Origin of the sequence: Psychrobacter sp. UBA3962 (assembly GCF_002385225.1) — a bacterium.
Classification (GTDB): Bacteria; Pseudomonadota; Gammaproteobacteria; order Pseudomonadales; family Moraxellaceae; genus Psychrobacter.
Window position 1 is genome coordinate 68284 of the sequence record NZ_DGDC01000003.1, and the last position, 14916, is coordinate 83199.

Annotated in this window: 14 protein-coding genes; 5 read left to right on the forward strand and 9 right to left on the reverse strand. The window is 42.3% G+C overall.

Annotated elements, in window-relative coordinates; all coding sequences use genetic code 11:
* Positions 1 to 22 precede the first annotated feature (22 nt).
* The 3 genes from B3S92_RS00605 to B3S92_RS00615 form a co-directional block, all read right to left on the reverse strand.
* The gene (locus tag B3S92_RS00605) at positions 23 to 598 is read right to left on the reverse strand and encodes a VOC family protein (RefSeq protein WP_296201841.1); all 576 of its coding nucleotides are present in this window, start codon (positions 596 to 598) and stop codon (positions 23 to 25) included.
* Between the two features lie 57 nt (positions 599 to 655).
* Entirely contained in the window at positions 656 to 1945 is a 1290-nt protein-coding gene (fahA, locus tag B3S92_RS00610) for a fumarylacetoacetase (protein WP_414706965.1), read from the reverse strand.
* 216 nt (positions 1946 to 2161) lie between these two features.
* Complete coding sequence (locus B3S92_RS00615; protein ID WP_296201843.1) at positions 2162 to 3106, reverse strand: LysR family transcriptional regulator; 945 nt, start codon at positions 3104 to 3106, stop codon at positions 2162 to 2164.
* A 234-nt stretch (positions 3107 to 3340) separates the two neighbouring features.
* Between B3S92_RS00615 and hppD the strand changes: the two genes are divergently transcribed.
* From hppD to nhaC, 4 genes are all read left to right on the forward strand, one after another.
* Positions 3341 to 4459 carry a 4-hydroxyphenylpyruvate dioxygenase gene (gene hppD, locus B3S92_RS00620; protein ID WP_296201845.1) on the forward strand — a complete coding sequence of 373 codons (1119 nt, stop codon included), beginning with the start codon at positions 3341 to 3343 and terminating at the stop codon, positions 4457 to 4459.
* Between the two features lie 209 nt (positions 4460 to 4668).
* The gene (gene phhA, locus B3S92_RS00625) at positions 4669 to 5508 is read left to right on the forward strand and encodes a phenylalanine 4-monooxygenase (RefSeq protein WP_296201848.1); all 840 of its coding nucleotides are present in this window, start codon (positions 4669 to 4671) and stop codon (positions 5506 to 5508) included.
* Positions 5509 to 5678: 170 nt separating this feature from the next.
* Positions 5679 to 6020 (forward strand): 4a-hydroxytetrahydrobiopterin dehydratase, encoded by a 342-nt coding sequence (locus B3S92_RS00630; RefSeq protein ID WP_296201850.1) that lies wholly within the window; start codon positions 5679 to 5681, stop codon positions 6018 to 6020.
* A 63-nt stretch (positions 6021 to 6083) separates the two neighbouring features.
* The gene (gene nhaC, locus B3S92_RS00635; protein WP_296201852.1) at positions 6084 to 7469 is read left to right on the forward strand and encodes a Na+/H+ antiporter NhaC; all 1386 of its coding nucleotides are present in this window, start codon (positions 6084 to 6086) and stop codon (positions 7467 to 7469) included.
* A 112-nt stretch (positions 7470 to 7581) separates the two neighbouring features.
* Here the strand turns inward: nhaC and B3S92_RS00640 are convergent, their stop codons facing one another.
* From B3S92_RS00640 to B3S92_RS00665, 6 genes are all read right to left on the reverse strand, one after another.
* Positions 7582 to 8361 (reverse strand): hypothetical protein, encoded by a 780-nt coding sequence (locus B3S92_RS00640; protein WP_296201854.1) that lies wholly within the window; start codon positions 8359 to 8361, stop codon positions 7582 to 7584.
* Between the two features lie 129 nt (positions 8362 to 8490).
* Positions 8491 to 9294, reverse strand: coding sequence for a MipA/OmpV family protein (locus tag B3S92_RS00645; protein WP_296201855.1), 804 nt, complete (start codon positions 9292 to 9294; stop codon positions 8491 to 8493).
* Positions 9295 to 9353: 59 nt separating this feature from the next.
* Positions 9354 to 10100, reverse strand: coding sequence for a rhomboid family intramembrane serine protease (locus B3S92_RS00650; RefSeq protein WP_296201856.1), 747 nt, complete (start codon positions 10098 to 10100; stop codon positions 9354 to 9356).
* 200 nt (positions 10101 to 10300) lie between these two features.
* The gene (locus B3S92_RS00655) at positions 10301 to 11512 is read right to left on the reverse strand and encodes an alpha-hydroxy acid oxidase (RefSeq protein ID WP_296202122.1); all 1212 of its coding nucleotides are present in this window, start codon (positions 11510 to 11512) and stop codon (positions 10301 to 10303) included.
* A 63-nt stretch (positions 11513 to 11575) separates the two neighbouring features.
* The gene (locus B3S92_RS00660) at positions 11576 to 13348 is read right to left on the reverse strand and encodes an L-lactate permease (RefSeq protein ID WP_296201857.1); all 1773 of its coding nucleotides are present in this window, start codon (positions 13346 to 13348) and stop codon (positions 11576 to 11578) included.
* Positions 13349 to 13643: 295 nt separating this feature from the next.
* Positions 13644 to 13946 carry a glutaredoxin family protein gene (locus B3S92_RS00665; RefSeq protein ID WP_296201859.1) on the reverse strand — a complete coding sequence of 101 codons (303 nt, stop codon included), beginning with the start codon at positions 13944 to 13946 and terminating at the stop codon, positions 13644 to 13646.
* Between the two features lie 173 nt (positions 13947 to 14119).
* Between B3S92_RS00665 and mtgA the strand changes: the two genes are divergently transcribed.
* The gene (gene mtgA, locus B3S92_RS00670; RefSeq protein ID WP_296201861.1) at positions 14120 to 14797 is read left to right on the forward strand and encodes a monofunctional biosynthetic peptidoglycan transglycosylase; all 678 of its coding nucleotides are present in this window, start codon (positions 14120 to 14122) and stop codon (positions 14795 to 14797) included.
* Positions 14798 to 14916 lie beyond the last annotated feature (119 nt).

Sequence of the window (14916 nt, forward strand, 5' to 3'; positions counted from 1 at the left end):
AACTAACTAACTAACTAACTTATTACTCACCCACAGGAGTGACTTGTTTTACTTCAGCCAACTCCTCACTGTGTAAAAACTGGGTATGGGTTGGTGCCCGTTTTGTGCGCGACCATTCTTGTAGCATATCGACTTTCATCTCTTCTGTAATCAAAGAGATTTTTTGCTCAGAGGTTGGGTCATCATAGGTAAGCTCTAAACGATGTCCGTTGGGGTCAAAGAAGTAAATTGAGTGGAATATACCATGGTTAGTAACGCCCACCACCTCAATACCATTGGCTTCTAGTTGAGCTTTCGCAGACAGTAAAGCCTGCTCGTCTTTAACTTTAAGCGCCAAATGCTGAACCCAGTCTGGGGTATTGGGGTCAGCGCCCATCTCCGGTTGATTCGGCAGTTCAAAAAAGGCCAATACGTTACCGTTGCCTGCGTCCAAAAAAACGTGCATATAAGGATCGTAGGCTTTGGTTGAAGGGACATAATCTTCTGCAAAAGCTAATACAAAATCCATATTTAAATTCTTTTGGTACCATTCAACGGTTTCTTTGGCATCCTTACAGCGATAGGCCACATGGTGAATCTTTTCTATGGTAAAGCTCATATCAAAATCCTTTTGATGTCGTCACTTTATTATTTAAAGACTAACTTTGTCAGAATATTAATTGCTAAAGTTAAAATGTAATGCCGGCAAAACCTTACCGCGCACTTCACCAAAGCCCACTCGGAGCCCGTCTTTTTCACTGTAACCTTTCATAATCACAGTGTCACCATCTTCAATAAAGGTACGGGTCTCGCCACTTTTTAATGTCACAGGTTTGGTTGCGTTCCAAGCAATCTCAAGCATAGAGCCATAAGATTCTGGCGTTGGCCCTGAAATGGTTCCAGAGCCCATAAGGTCACCGACTTGTACCGCACAGCCAGTGATGGTGTGGTGCGTAAGCTGCTGCGCCATAGACCAATACATATATTTAAAATTGGTTTCACAAACTACGGTAGCTTCCTCTGATTTGTCTGTCATCAGCTCCACTGACAAGTTTATGTCATAGGTATTGTCCGTTTTATTTTCACGCAGATAGGCAAGAGGCTGTGGCTCTTGGACAGGAACAGAAGTTTTGAAAGGCTCTAAGGCATCGAGTGTCACAATCCAGGGTGAGATAGAGGACGCAAAAGTTTTGGCATTAAATGGACCTAAAGGCACATATTCCCATTTTTGGATATCACGGGCAGACCAGTCATTTAATAGCACCATGCCAAAGATATGCTCCCAAGCGTCATCAATAGAGATGGGCTGACCGATGTGGTTGGGTTTACCGACCACAAAAGCCGTCTCTAATTCAAAATCCAAACGCTTACAAGCAGAGAATATGGGGCGCTCATCTGGATTGGGTTTCAGCTGACCTGAAGGGCGAATCACATCTTGGCCACTGACTATGACTGTGCTGGCACGACCATTGTAGCCGACAGGAAGCTCAGTCCAGTTCGGTAGTAGGGCATTGTTGGGATCACGGAACATGGTACCAACGTTGGTGGCATGCTCTTTTGATGAATAGAAGTCAGTGTAACCCGGCACCTGTAGCGGAAGATGAAGCGTAATGTCTGCTTGATTAAATAGGGCCTTATGACGTAATGCCTCATTATCACGTAGGGTTTCATTATCGGCAGACAATAGCTTTTGTACGGTACTGCGGGTGGCCGTCCAATTTTCTCGGCCTGACTCGATAAAGCTATTTAAAGTGGGTTTGTCAAAATATGGTCCACCAGCCAACTGTAACAAGCCGACTTCTTCTAGGACACAGAGGTCGAGTACTTGATCGCCAATAGCGATACCAGCACGGCGTTTGCCTTCTTTGGTTTCGCTAAATATCCCATAAGGCAGGTTATGAATAGAAAAGTCGCTGTTGTCAGCCACTTTTATAAATGAGGTCAATGTTCTATCAATTGATGACATAGAAAAATCCTTTTTCTAATGGGGTGAAGTCATAAAATATGAAAATGAGAGTAAGGTTATTAGAGTCTTATAAGATGAAAATTCATTACGATATGGATAATCTGTTATAAATAATGTAATTTATTGCCCATTACTTTGCAAGTTATAAATTTTAATATCACCATTTAGCAAGCTATTCATTGAGCTGTTGTTCGGTCTTACGAAATGACTTTTTTGTTAAGAGGGTAATAAATGCAGCTGTGATAACTCAGTGAAATAATCTTCAAAATAACGTTGTAGGAAATCTTTGAATGTCATACTGGCAGGGGACAATGCGCGTGATGAGCGTTGGTAAATATAAAACTTGCGCAGTTTGACAGGTTCGGAAAGGGGTTTAAGCACCAACTTATTGGCACTGACCCAATCAATAACTTCTGGCATGTAAGGCAGACATAGTGTCACTCCAAAGCCTTGGCGTGTCATCTCAAGCGCCGTGGACATAAAGTTTACTTTGTAAGGCGCGTTTTTGATTTGAAGGGCAATATCCTCGGTAAGCTCTAATGTGACATGATCAATGAAGGGTCCATTAAGGGTAATCAGTGGCTCACCTAATAAATCACTCCAAGTTACCTCAGCAAAATTGGCCAAACGATGCTCCTCGGGCACAACGACACAAAACGGTAGCTCATACAATAAATCAGCACTTAAATTATCGTCCTCTTCTACCTCGGCCAACTCAACACCCACTCCTAAATCTACCTCAATATTCTCGATATGCTGTAGAACGTGCTCAGCAGAGCAATCCAATAAGGTCACATTGATATTAGGATATTGTTTGGCAAATTGGGCAATGACCGCAGGCATGGAGGAGGCAGCGAACTGAGATACCGCAAGCTTAACCTTACCTTGAGCCAAGCTGGTAAGGCTAGAAGCTTCATTCTCAAATAAGGTCATTTCATTTAGCACACGCCGTGCTTGAGGCAGTAAGTGGTAGCCAACCACAGATAGAGACAATTGTCTGGTGGTTCGATCAAATAATAATACCTCTAAATTACTTTCAAGCTCTTTTATCAGCCCGCTAACTGCAGACTGGGTCAAATGCATTTTGTCGCTGGCACGGGTAAAACTGCCGGTTTCAGCGACATTAATAAAGGCGTTTAATTGACGCAATGTTATATTCATAGGATAACCTTATAAATAAATCATAAAATACGATTAGTCTTATAAATAAACCTATTCTAATATAAATATTAGGTCAACTATTGTTGATAAATGTATTAGCTGACAATCTACTTTTTTAAGGGCTGTTCAGCAAAATAGTTTTCTAAGGATAGAACAGCACCCAGAGGTCTGGGTATTTAAGTAAAGGCCAACCTAGACTGGGCGTGCTCCACACAACATTAAGGATGATTTGACATGGCAGATTTATTTGACAACCCAATGGGCTTATGTGGCTTCGATTTCGTCGAGTTTGCATCACCCGAGCCAAAACTGGTAGAAGAGTTGTTTCAAAAACTCGGCTTTACCCACGTCGCCAACCACCGATCAAAAGATGTTGCCTTATATCGTCAAGGGGACATCAATCTTATTTTAAACCGAGAGCCTCAAAGCCATGCTAGCTACTTTGTAGAAGAGCATGGTCCTGGTGCATGTAGTATGGGCTTTCGCGTAGCTGATTCTCGCAAAGCGTACAAACGTGCGATTCAGATGGGCGCTCAGCCTGTTGAAGTTCCCACCGGGGTTATGGAATTAAAATTACCAGCCATCAAAGGCATTGGTGGCTCTTTAATCTATTTGATTGACCGCTTCGAGGAAGGCAGCTCAATTTATGATATTGATTTTGAGTTCTTACCCGGAGTGGACAAGCATCCAAAAGGGTTTGGTTTTAAGCTTATCGATCACTTAACCCACAACGTTTATCGCGGACGTATGGCATATTGGGCCAATTTCTATGAGCGTATCTTTAACTTCCGTGAAATCCGTTATTTTGATATTAAAGGGGAATATACCGGCCTAACCAGTAAGGCCATGACCGCACCAGATGGCAAAATTCGTATCCCTCTAAATGAGGAAGCCCGTCAAGGCGGTGGTCAGATTGAAGAGTACTTGATGCACTTTAACGGTGAAGGCATTCAGCACATTGCGCTGCTAAGTGACAACCTATTGGACAGTATCGACAGGCTCAAAGAGGCGGGTATTCCATTGATGACTGCTCCAAATGAAACCTATTATGAGATGCTTAGTGAGCGTCTTCCAGGTCATGGCGAAGATGTGAAGCAGTTACAAACGCGAGGCATCTTGTTAGACGGTACCACAGAAGACGGTAAACCAAGACTGCTGCTTCAAATCTTCTCAGAAACCATCTTAGGTAGCCCGGTATTTTTCGAGTTCATCCAGCGCAAAGGCGATTATGAAGAAGGATTTGGCGAGGGTAACTTTAAGGCATTATTTGAATCTATCGAGCGGGATCAGTTACGCCGTGGAGCCATTGAAGTTGAGGGCTCAGATGATGATGCAGATATGGCTGCAGTTTAAGAGCTGAAGTCTAATAAAGGTTAGGGTTAAGTCTTAGCGTGCTTATCATCAAAATCAAATGATAGAGTAGTAAGGGATGTATAAAACGAGGCAATCTAGCCCATATCAACCTAACCCCTATCCAAGTGTTATTTGAGTCGATGTAACTTACCCTTAAACTGATCGCTAATTAGACAATTAATAGCATAAATAATAGAAGGAAAGCTGGCATGGAACGCACTGCTTCACCTATCCAAACTTCCCTGATGCACAATCAGCATTCGGTATCCTCGGTACCGATCAAAGAGCCTTATGTGTCTCATAGTCCTGATAGCAATGGGCTTATCCATTACAGTCAGCAAGAAAATGAGATGTGGCACGCTTTGTTATCTCGTCAAGAAAAGCAGATTCCAGACCGAGCTTGCTTAGAATACCTTGAGGGACTAGAGAAACTTAACCTACCCAAAAATAATATCCCTCAGTTGAGTGATATTGACGAGGTGCTACAAAGTACAACAGGTTGGCGAACAGCGGCTGTCCCGGCTTTAATTAGTTTCGGTAAGTTCTTTAAACTGTTGGCCAATAAGCAATTTCCTGTGGCAACCTTCATCCGCCGCTTAGAGGATATGGATTATATTCAAGAGCCTGATATTTTTCATGAGATTGTCGGGCACTGTCCGCTACTGACGCATCCTGCTTTTGCGGCCTTTAATGAGGCTTATGGCAAATTAGGCCTTGAGGCAAGTAAAGAAGAGCGAGTATTTTTAGCCCGTATGTATTGGTTCACCATTGAGTTTGGCTTGGTGGGTCGAAATCTAGAAGAGCGTCGTATCTATGGCGGCGGTATATTGAGCTCTCCGTCTGAGACGGTTTATGCCTTAAGCGGTAAACCTGAATATCGAGAATTTGATTTAATAGATGTACTACGAACCCCTTATCGTATTGATCATATTCAACCTATTTATTATGTGATTGATGACTTAGACAGTTTGTTTGATATTGCAAACAGTGATGTGATGAGCTATGTGAAAAAAGCTATGTCGCTGGGCTTGTTTGATCCTACTTATTAATTGTGGTTGGTTATTAATTGAAGCTGACTCGGATCCATTACTAATGAGGCTTGGTGGACATGATTCATATCAATAAAACACCAATCATAGCCCTATTTTAAGACTTAACATATTTAAAGTTCAATTTAATTTAATTCAACATAACTAAAAACCATTAAAAGGACTCTACTATGACAACCTTATATCAATCAAGCTGCGAAGCGTGCCGCATTGGTGCTCCAAAGGTGACTCAAGAGGAAGCCAATGAGCTAATGACTCAAATTCCTGAGTGGTCATTGGTCGAGGTCGAGGGTATTAAACAGCTACATCGTGTTTATAAGTTCAAAAACTTTATGGCAGCCATGAATTTTGCCAATGATTTGGCTGAAATTAGTGAGGCTGAAGGCCATCATCCTGGTATTTTAGTAGAGTGGGGCAAGGCAACGGTCAGCTGGTGGTCACATAGCATCAAAGGGCTGCATCGCAATGATTTTGTTATGGCAGCAAAAACAGATGAACTGTTTACTAAATAGCCACTCAAACTTCTCTTTAAATAAAAATGGATTTCTAAGACAACGGCAACATAAGGATATGTTATGCCTCCACAAATATTAACTCAGGTTTCGCCAAAACTGGCATTTATGCTCTCCACGCTGATAATCTTAATTATGGGCGTGACCATGATCGGTTTTGGCTGGGTCCCTCATTTATCACTGATACTTGCCATCTGTTTTCTACTAGCAGTGGGTCTGTTTAAAGGCCTAAGTTTTGATGACATGCAGATGCAAATGGCAACCGGTATCATGCGCGGTATTGGGGCTATTTATCTGTTCTTCTTTATTGGATTAATGGTCGCAGCATTGATGATGTCAGGTGCGATTCCAACCCTGATGTATTTTGGTTTTGAGCTAATTTTACCTGAGTTTTATTATATCTCGGCGTTTGTTTTAACTTCGATTATTGGGATTGCACTGGGCAGTAGCTTGACTACGGTGGCCACTCTAGGGGTGGCTTTTATTGGGATGAGCCATGCGTTTGATGCCAATGTGGCAATTGCGGCGGGTGCGGTGGTATCGGGTGCTTTTTTTGGCGATAAGATGTCGCCCTTGTCTGATACGTGTACTATTGCAGCTTCAGTCGTAGGCATCGATTTATTTGAGCATATTCGTAATATGGTGTATACCACTGTGCCTGCTTGGCTAATTACTGCGCTTTTATTTTGGTTTATGTCGGGTGACACTTCTGCTTCTGACTTAAGTCAAGTAACCGCTTTGCAAGCGCAGCTTATTGAAAGTGGGTTAGTGCATGGTTATGCAGTCTTACCTTTTGTGGTATTAATAGCACTGGCTTTAATGCGAGTGAATGCCATCTATACCATTATTTGTACGATTATCGCCGCCCTTATTGTGACTTATATACACAGCTCACCCACTATTGGCGAGCTAGGAGATTACTTCTTTGGCGGTTACCACCCAGCTGAAAATTTAGAGCTTGGTGAAGTAGGGGGTATGCTATCTCGGGGTGGCGTAAATAGTATGTTCTTTACTCAGACCATCGTTATCTTGGCATTGAGTTTGGGCGGATTATTGACGGCATTGGGCATTTTGCCGGCACTATTATCTGGTATCAAAGACAGCCTAACTAGCTCGGGCCGAGCCATTGCTGCCGCGGCTATGTCTGCGTTAAGCATTAACATCCTCATTGGTGAGCAGTATTTAAGCCTACTGTTATCAGGAACAGCCTTTAGACCGGTTTTTGAGCGATTAAACTTACACCCAAAAAACCTATCACGTACCTTAGAAGATGCAGGCACCGTCATTAACCCTTTAGTGCCTTGGAGTGTCTGTGGTGTGTTTATTAGCCAAGCGTTGGGTGTACCAGTGCTCGATTATTTGCCTTATGCCTTCTTCTGTTATTTGTCATTCTTTTTGACTATTTTATTCGGTTATACCGGTATTACTATCACCAAAACCACAGATTAAGTGTAATAGTTGCTACAGGTGAGATAACCTCATAACCAACCAAAAAAAACCTCAATTTTAAATTGAGGTTTTTTTATAAAGGCATATTTGCAGTCAAACTAATGAAGACACTTTATTGTTCTTGGCTGGGCTCTATGGCATCAGAGATAGGGTTGAGTGGACCTTTTAACAGCTCAGGCTCATCTTTTGGCGTGATGATGTCCTCAATATTTGAATTAGCGAGAAGATCACGAATATTTACTTTGGTTTTTAAAATCAGTTGTTCTTCTTCAGTCAGACCATAGTTGACCTGAACCTTATGTAAGATGTTGATGATTTTTTTATTGCGTTTTAACCAGCGATTAATATCTAGGTAGAGCACATTATCTTTTGGTTTGACGATATTAATTTTATGCAAAATCATGCCTAATGGATCTTTTTTTAGAACGCTGTGGTAAAACCAAATCAAAAGCTTAATACCATAACGCTTAAAGACAGAATCACAATGTAGCTTTAATACATCGGTATTGGTTAACTGACCAAACACAAAACGCTGTACATCCCGGTCGATTTGAACATGTACCAACTCAAAGTTACTGGCGACTTCAACGTAGATACCCTTGATATCAATGGTACAAAACAGTCTAAACCAGTCCTCGTGAAGCTCAACTCTAAGCTCTAAAATGGCGGCCACATTGTCTGTGACAAACTTTTTTAGAGCCCCATTTACTTGCTCTTGGCTAACCGGCAATGAGAACTCATCATCGATAGAGTTGGCCGCTTTACCATAAGCAGACTTTACTTTGGTAGTGACATACGACCAAACCTCTGAGATGCTAAACTTCATGCCCTCATCGAAGTCTTCAAAAGACTTATCAGGAGCGCTGCTGATAGTTTGTTGAGTTTGTTGCACGTAAATTCCTCTTAATTTAAGCCAAAATGTTAAAAGTAGTACAAGAAATAAGCATCTCTATGGTCAGTGAGTGAGCTGATATATTAAGTACGTGCAGCGATTATACCTGCAAATATACCTGCGAAAATATTAGAATTGGTATAGAACGCCCAAGGTAGTCTTGTAATCAACTCGATCATCTACCATTGGGCTATCGCGCTGCTCATCGGCTAAAAAGTTAACAGATTGACCTAAGAATAAGTCCCAATCTTTATTAATGGCATAAGTACCGTTGACACTGATATAAGGACTGATACTTGAGTCTGGTTTATAGCGGTCTAAACTGGTTTTGTCGGCTTCTTTTTGACTTATACCGTAATAATATTCGTTATAATTACTGTCTACCCACTCAAGTCCAGCACTAGGATAGATGGTCCATTTACCTGGGGTTAATTTTGCCAGATAGCTCAGTCGAGCCACGGTACCATCACTGCGTCCAGCGACGTCAGTTGAGAGCTGTGCTTTAAAGCCACCGATAGGGGTAGTGCGCATATAGCTTGCCCCCACTAATCCTGACCATTTTCTTTCGTCAAGCTGGGCTAAGTCGCCTTTAGCATCATCAGGGTCAAAGCTTGGACCGCCTGGTTGTACAAATGCCAAAACTTCATTACTGCCATCATTTACTAAGTAGGTCCCTATTTGGTTACCACGGGCATAATATTTGCCATTATCAAAAAATATGCTAGGTAATACAGAGACGTCATTGTCATCTAAGTCGTACGCGCTGTTGTTCCATCTAAGGTTAACCCCTAACTGTACACCTAGCTTTTCATTTTCGCTGGTCGATACTGTGGGAGCCGTTTCAGCTTGAGCTGAGGCTGAAGCTAGCGTAAGTACCCCGAAAGATAGGGTAAGAGCCGCTGTGTTCAGAAGTTTGTTGGTCAAGATTTTCATTGGGATACTCTTATTTTGATTAGGGGCTGTAGCGAAAAAGAGGAGCTAAATTCAATTAACTATAGCCCTATCTGTAGATGTAAGTCTAGCCATAACTTATAAAATATAAGCGCAATAATAGCAAAAATTAACCAAGGTAAGGCTTTAAAAAAAAGTTTATTATTGTGTGTAGAATAGCGATAGCCCAGCATGATACCAACAGCTAGCACAGCACCGGTTAGTGCCCCACCAATATGTCCTGCATTGTCGATACCAGGGACAGCAAAGCCGTACATCAAGTTGATACCCATGATGATGGCCAAGCTTTTTAGTTGGGGATTGCCGCCTTTTGCGGGGAAGTTGAGTAGGGTTTTCTTTAATAACTCAACCATTAGCAGAGCCATGCCGATGCCCATAATGCCACCAGAGGCACCCGCTGAAATACCTGGGGCTCCGTCATTGTGGAAAATTTGCCACCAAGTGACATAGTTGTTCAATAGATTTCCGCCCACAACCGAGAGCAAGAATAACAGCAGGAACTTAACTGAGCCAAAGGTCACCTCGGCCACTTGACCGAAGTAATACATCGCAAAACAGTTGAATAATAAATGCATTAAGCCTATGTGCAAGAAGCCACTGCTAACCAAACGCCATGGCTCATAGCCTATGCTATAAGGCAGTGCGTTGGCTCCCCACTTTAGGAGCGACTCTAAGCTGGGCTCGTTAATATCGACCCCTGAGGCTATTTGGAACACAAACAACCCCACAAAGCTTAATAATAATAAGACGGTGACCGGAGCACGGCTGAATAAAGTAGAGATAGGCATAATATCTTTTTATAATATAAGGTGCGGCTATTTTAGCATAGCTAAAGGCACAGTATGCCCATCACAGCGTTATATCAAACCTTTAAAAAGTGCTTTGATAAAAAAGTTTGAAAATACCTATTTAGCAACAGTATCAGTTAGCAACAGTGTCAGTCATAATAAGATTTGCCTTAGGAAAGATTTATCCTAAGGCACCTCGGCTAACCCCAACGAATAGGGGCCACTTGCGGAATAGAAGTTTTCAGATATTCATAAGTCCCTTTGACTAAAATGTCATCGGTGACATTATTGATATTGGTATGACCACAGAATGCCATGGTGATGTCGCACTCATTATAAAGGATCTCTAACGCACGGCGTACCCCATCTTCCCCATAAGCACCGAGTCCATATAAGAATGAGCGTCCAATCATGGTACCTTTGGCGCCTAAAGCAATGGCTTTAAGCACATCTTGCCCTGAGCGGATACCGCTGTCTAACCAGATTTCAATATCGCTTTTTTCAGCTTGTACCGCTTGAACAATATCAGATAGACAGGCAATAGAGGAAGGCGCTCCATCAAGCTGGCGACCCCCATGGTTAGAGATTACCATGGCATCCGCACCACTGCGGGCAGCCAATATCGCATCTTCAGGTTCCATAATACCTTTGATGATAAGTTTGCCGCCCCACATGTCTTTAATACGGGCCACATCATCCCAGCTTAGGCTGGGGTCAAACTGTTCCGCTGTCCATGACGATAAAGAAGATAAATCGCCTACACCCTTGGCATGACCGACAATATTACCAAAGGTGCGACGTTTGGCACCCAGCATATTAAAGCACCATTCAGGCTTGGTCATTAGGTTTAGGATATTGGCCAGTGTTGGCTTAGGCGGCGCTGAAAGACCGTTTTTGATGTCTTTATGACGCTGACCTAGCACTTGTAAATCTGCGGTTAAAATTAGAGCAGAGCAGTTGGCTTCTTTAGCACGGCGGATTAGATTGGCCATGAAATCTTTATCGCGCATGACGTACAGCTGAAACCAGAAGGGGTGATTGGTGTATTCAGCCACATCTTCAATAGAGTTGATACTCATGGTCGATAGTGAAAAAGGGATGCCAAAGTCCTTAGCAGCTTTGGCTGAATGCATTTCACCATTGGCCCACATCATGCCGGTAAAACCAGTAGGGGCAATGGCAATCGGCATTTTGACCTCTTCACCGATCATGGTCGTGGCAAGACTACGGTTGTCCATATCTACCAAAACCCGTTGACGCAGTTTAATACGATCAAAGTCGGTTTCATTATTGCGGTAAGTGGTCTGTGTCCATGACCCAGAGTCAACATAATCATAGAACATACGAGGCACTTTACGCTCAGCTATTTTGCGTAAATCTTCAATTTCAGTGATTTTTGATAAATCTTTCATGGTAATACACTCATCTGATGGGGGCATCGAGCGATGCCCTAAGGCTAATGGGAATTGCGTAAGTTAAATACTTGAGCTTTTAGAAGCAGTCGATTTACTGGTAACAGACATCACTGTCAAGAACAGGATTGGCCATATGACAGCTAACAACCACCAAATGACACCGCCGAAGATAACCGCCATGCCTAAAAATCCAGCTTGGACCACATAGTAGGTCATGGCCACTAAGGTTTTACGGATGACGTAGCCTTCTTTATTGACTAACCCCACTACTGCACAGGCAGCCACCACGTTATGTACTGAAATCATATTGCCAGCAGCACCGCCGATGGCCTGTAAAGCCACAACTTGAGCAGCAAGGTCAGTGTTTAGTCCGATTTGACTGGCTGTCGACCATTGAAAGTAGGAGAACATCATATTACTAATAGTGTTAGACCCAGCTATGAAGGCACCCATTGCCCCAATCCAAGGTGAAACCAATGGCCACGTATCATGAAAAGCTGCTGCCGCACTTTGTGCTAATAAGATAGGCATAGCTGGTAACTCGGTGGCAACCTCAATACTTGACCCAGAGTTAATAAATACTTGCACCATCGGGACAGACAATAATAAAGCAGGTGCCGCGGCAACCATGGTTTTCGCTGAGACTGACCAACTACGTTTCACTTGCCCTTTATTCATGCCATAAATCCCCATACACAATAAAGAGGTAATGATTAAAATAGTGCCTGGTGAATAAAGCAATTGCACTTTACTAGAGATTTCAGTGCCAAATAGGTTGCTAAAGACAATCGTAGTAGAATCGCCTGTTAAAAACGCCTGTAGAGGCTCAATGACACGGGTGATAATCAATAGACCAATTACGATAGCATAAGGAGAAAAGGCTCTTAAAACCGAGAACTTTGGGGCCACACTGTTATCAAAATCTTCTTGTGCTAAAGTGCCTAACCAATCTTGGTCCCAGCTTTCTCTAGGGCCAAAGTCGAAAATCTCTTTGGGCATTAAAAAACCGCGCTTGGCTGCTGGAACGATAATGAGTAAGCCAATAAAGCCGCCGACCAGTGAGGGGAATTCAGGCCCTAGATATTTGGCTACTAAGTAGTAGGGAAGGGTAAAACAAATACCAGCAAAAAGAGCAAATGGCCATACTTTCAACCCTTCAACGAATGATTTTTTCTCACCGAAGAAGCGGGTTAAAAAAGCACTTAAAATGAGAGGGATTAGCACCCCGATTAAGGCGTGAAACAGACCGACATTAGCGGTAATTTGTAATAAATAATCTGAGATAGATAAGGGTTGAATAGAATCAGCTAAGTCCTGTTTGTTATCTATGCCTGACCAAACCCCAAGTAATAAAGGTGTACCCACTGCACCGAAAGAAACTGGGGTGGATTGGATGATCAACACCACCATAACAGCCGCCATTGCTGGGAAACCTAACGCTAATAATAAAGGCGCGCCAACTGCTGAAGGGGTGCCGTAACCTGATGAGCCCTCAACTAAAGAGCAGAACAACCAAGCTACTATAATGGCTTGGACTCGTCGATCAGGCGTGATATCCATGAAGCCACGGCGGATAGCTAACATAGCGCCACTTTCTTTTAACGTATTGAGTAGCAAAATAGCCGAAAAAACGATAAATAAAATCGTCAGAGCAACAATAATCCCATTGGTGGTCGCAGCTGCTACTTGTGCAGCGCCGGCATGCCATACAAATAATGCCAACAAGGCGGTGACTAAATAAGAGGCAGTCATCGCATACTTAGCAGGTAGGCGTAGCACCACTAATAGTATGAAGACGGTTAAAATAGGCATTAGTGCCAAAAAAGTAAACATAAAACATCCTTGTTTAACTTATGAGTATTTATTGGGAGTAGCAGTCATTGTATTAATAATCTATAAGCACCTATTTGGTCCAAATCAAATGCTAATAGCTTAAAGCTAATCATTTAAAAATATATGTGAGATTTGGATTTTTAATATAGTGTTCTTAGTTAAAACGGCTTAGATTCATGCTTTTAAACTTAGAAATCACTCAAAGCATGACTCATGGTATTAAAAGGACTAAGCATTCTATTTATAATCATTGCTCAAGTAAACAATTGTTTTATTCATTGTAAGAATTTTCTTATCACTGGCACGCCATGAGATCAACAACAGAAAAAGGGTAATTTATTTGTTGGGTCGGGGTCAGTACAACCGGAATAGTGGTGGCAAACTGCATCATAAAGTCTTCGTCAAAGTCAGCGATATCGACTTTTTCAATAACCGTGGCCGTTACACTAGAAAATAGCCTAAGCGTATTTTCAGCTTCATCACACAAGTGGCAGCCTACCGTGCCTAATAAAAACCAAGTTTTTTCAGCCTTATCAGAGTCCAGCTGCAGCTGAGCTTGTTGCATAATTAGCTGACGGGTAGTGGTAATATCAGTCAAAATGTTATCCTATGCGGCTCTTTCAATTAGTTTTCGCTGTTTGGTGGTCTTTACTTTATGTCGCTTAAGTTGATTAAGCGCTTAGTAGAGAGCTTCAGAAAAGACCGCTACCAGTCAGCGTTAACTTAGTTTATCATTGTTTTAATTTTAACCGTTAGCCGAGTCAAAAAATTATGACGGCAGTTTTTACTATTTTTAAGCGTATCTTTTGGGCACTAATGATGTTGGCGGTGGCTTTCTATATCGCTGTCGCTGGTCTGTTGATGGTATGGAAGACCCAGCCTATTAACAACAGTATGTTCATGGTGGCCCACCGTTTGGGTGGGGGTGATGTGGTCCAAACTTGGGTTGAGTATGACAACATTGCTAAGTCTGCTAAGCAAGCAGCTATTGTTAGTGAAGACTCCCGTTTTGTGAGTCATCATGGCTTTGATATGGACGGCATTGAAGCGGCGATGAAAAAGAATGAAAGTACGGGGACGGTCGCGGCTGGTGGGTCGACCATTACCCAGCAGTTGGCAAAAAACCTATTTTTGACTTCACATCGCTCTTACGTTCGTAAAGGACTTGAGGCCAGTATCACAGTGATGATTGAAGGGATGTGGGATAAGAAGCGTATCTTGACCGCTTATCTGAACGTGGCTGAGTTTGGCAATGGTATCTATGGTATTGAGGAGGCTGCTAAATATTATTTCAATAAGCCTGCTAGCAAGCTTAATCGAGATGAATCGGCCTTACTAATTAGTATGCTAACCAATCCTAAATATTACGAAAAAAACATGAGTAATAAGCGACTGCGAAATAAGCAGCGAATTATTATGCGCCGTATGCATCAGGCGGTATTGCCTTAATGCCTTTGTCAGATTTGCGTAGTAAAGTATAAAAGAAAGTCTTTTTTTAATCCAAATCACTACGCACAAAATGATTACCTATCATTCACAGATATCACAGAGATAAACAAAGGAGGCGA

Excerpts from the sequence above, each read along its gene's own strand:
- fahA (WP_414706965.1), bottom strand. The coding sequence starts at position 1,945 with ATGTCATCAATTGATAGAACATTGACCTCATTTATAAAAGTGGCTGAC.
- B3S92_RS00605 (WP_296201841.1), bottom strand. The coding sequence starts at position 598 with ATGAGCTTTACCATAGAAAAGATTCACCATGTGGCCTATCGCTGTAAG.
- B3S92_RS00615 (WP_296201843.1), bottom strand. The coding sequence starts at position 3,106 with ATGAATATAACATTGCGTCAATTAAACGCCTTTATTAATGTCGCTGAA.
- mtgA (WP_296201861.1), top strand. The coding sequence starts at position 14,120 with ATGACGGCAGTTTTTACTATTTTTAAGCGTATCTTTTGGGCACTAATG.
- B3S92_RS00650 (WP_296201856.1), bottom strand. The coding sequence starts at position 10,100 with ATGCCTATCTCTACTTTATTCAGCCGTGCTCCGGTCACCGTCTTATTA.
- B3S92_RS00645 (WP_296201855.1), bottom strand. The coding sequence starts at position 9,294 with ATGAAAATCTTGACCAACAAACTTCTGAACACAGCGGCTCTTACCCTA.
- B3S92_RS00630 (WP_296201850.1), top strand. The coding sequence starts at position 5,679 with ATGACAACCTTATATCAATCAAGCTGCGAAGCGTGCCGCATTGGTGCT.
- nhaC (WP_296201852.1), top strand. The coding sequence starts at position 6,084 with ATGCCTCCACAAATATTAACTCAGGTTTCGCCAAAACTGGCATTTATG.
- hppD (WP_296201845.1), top strand. The coding sequence starts at position 3,341 with ATGGCAGATTTATTTGACAACCCAATGGGCTTATGTGGCTTCGATTTC.
- B3S92_RS00660 (WP_296201857.1), bottom strand. The coding sequence starts at position 13,348 with ATGTTTACTTTTTTGGCACTAATGCCTATTTTAACCGTCTTCATACTA.
- B3S92_RS00655 (WP_296202122.1), bottom strand. The coding sequence starts at position 11,512 with ATGAAAGATTTATCAAAAATCACTGAAATTGAAGATTTACGCAAAATA.
- phhA (WP_296201848.1), top strand. The coding sequence starts at position 4,669 with ATGGAACGCACTGCTTCACCTATCCAAACTTCCCTGATGCACAATCAG.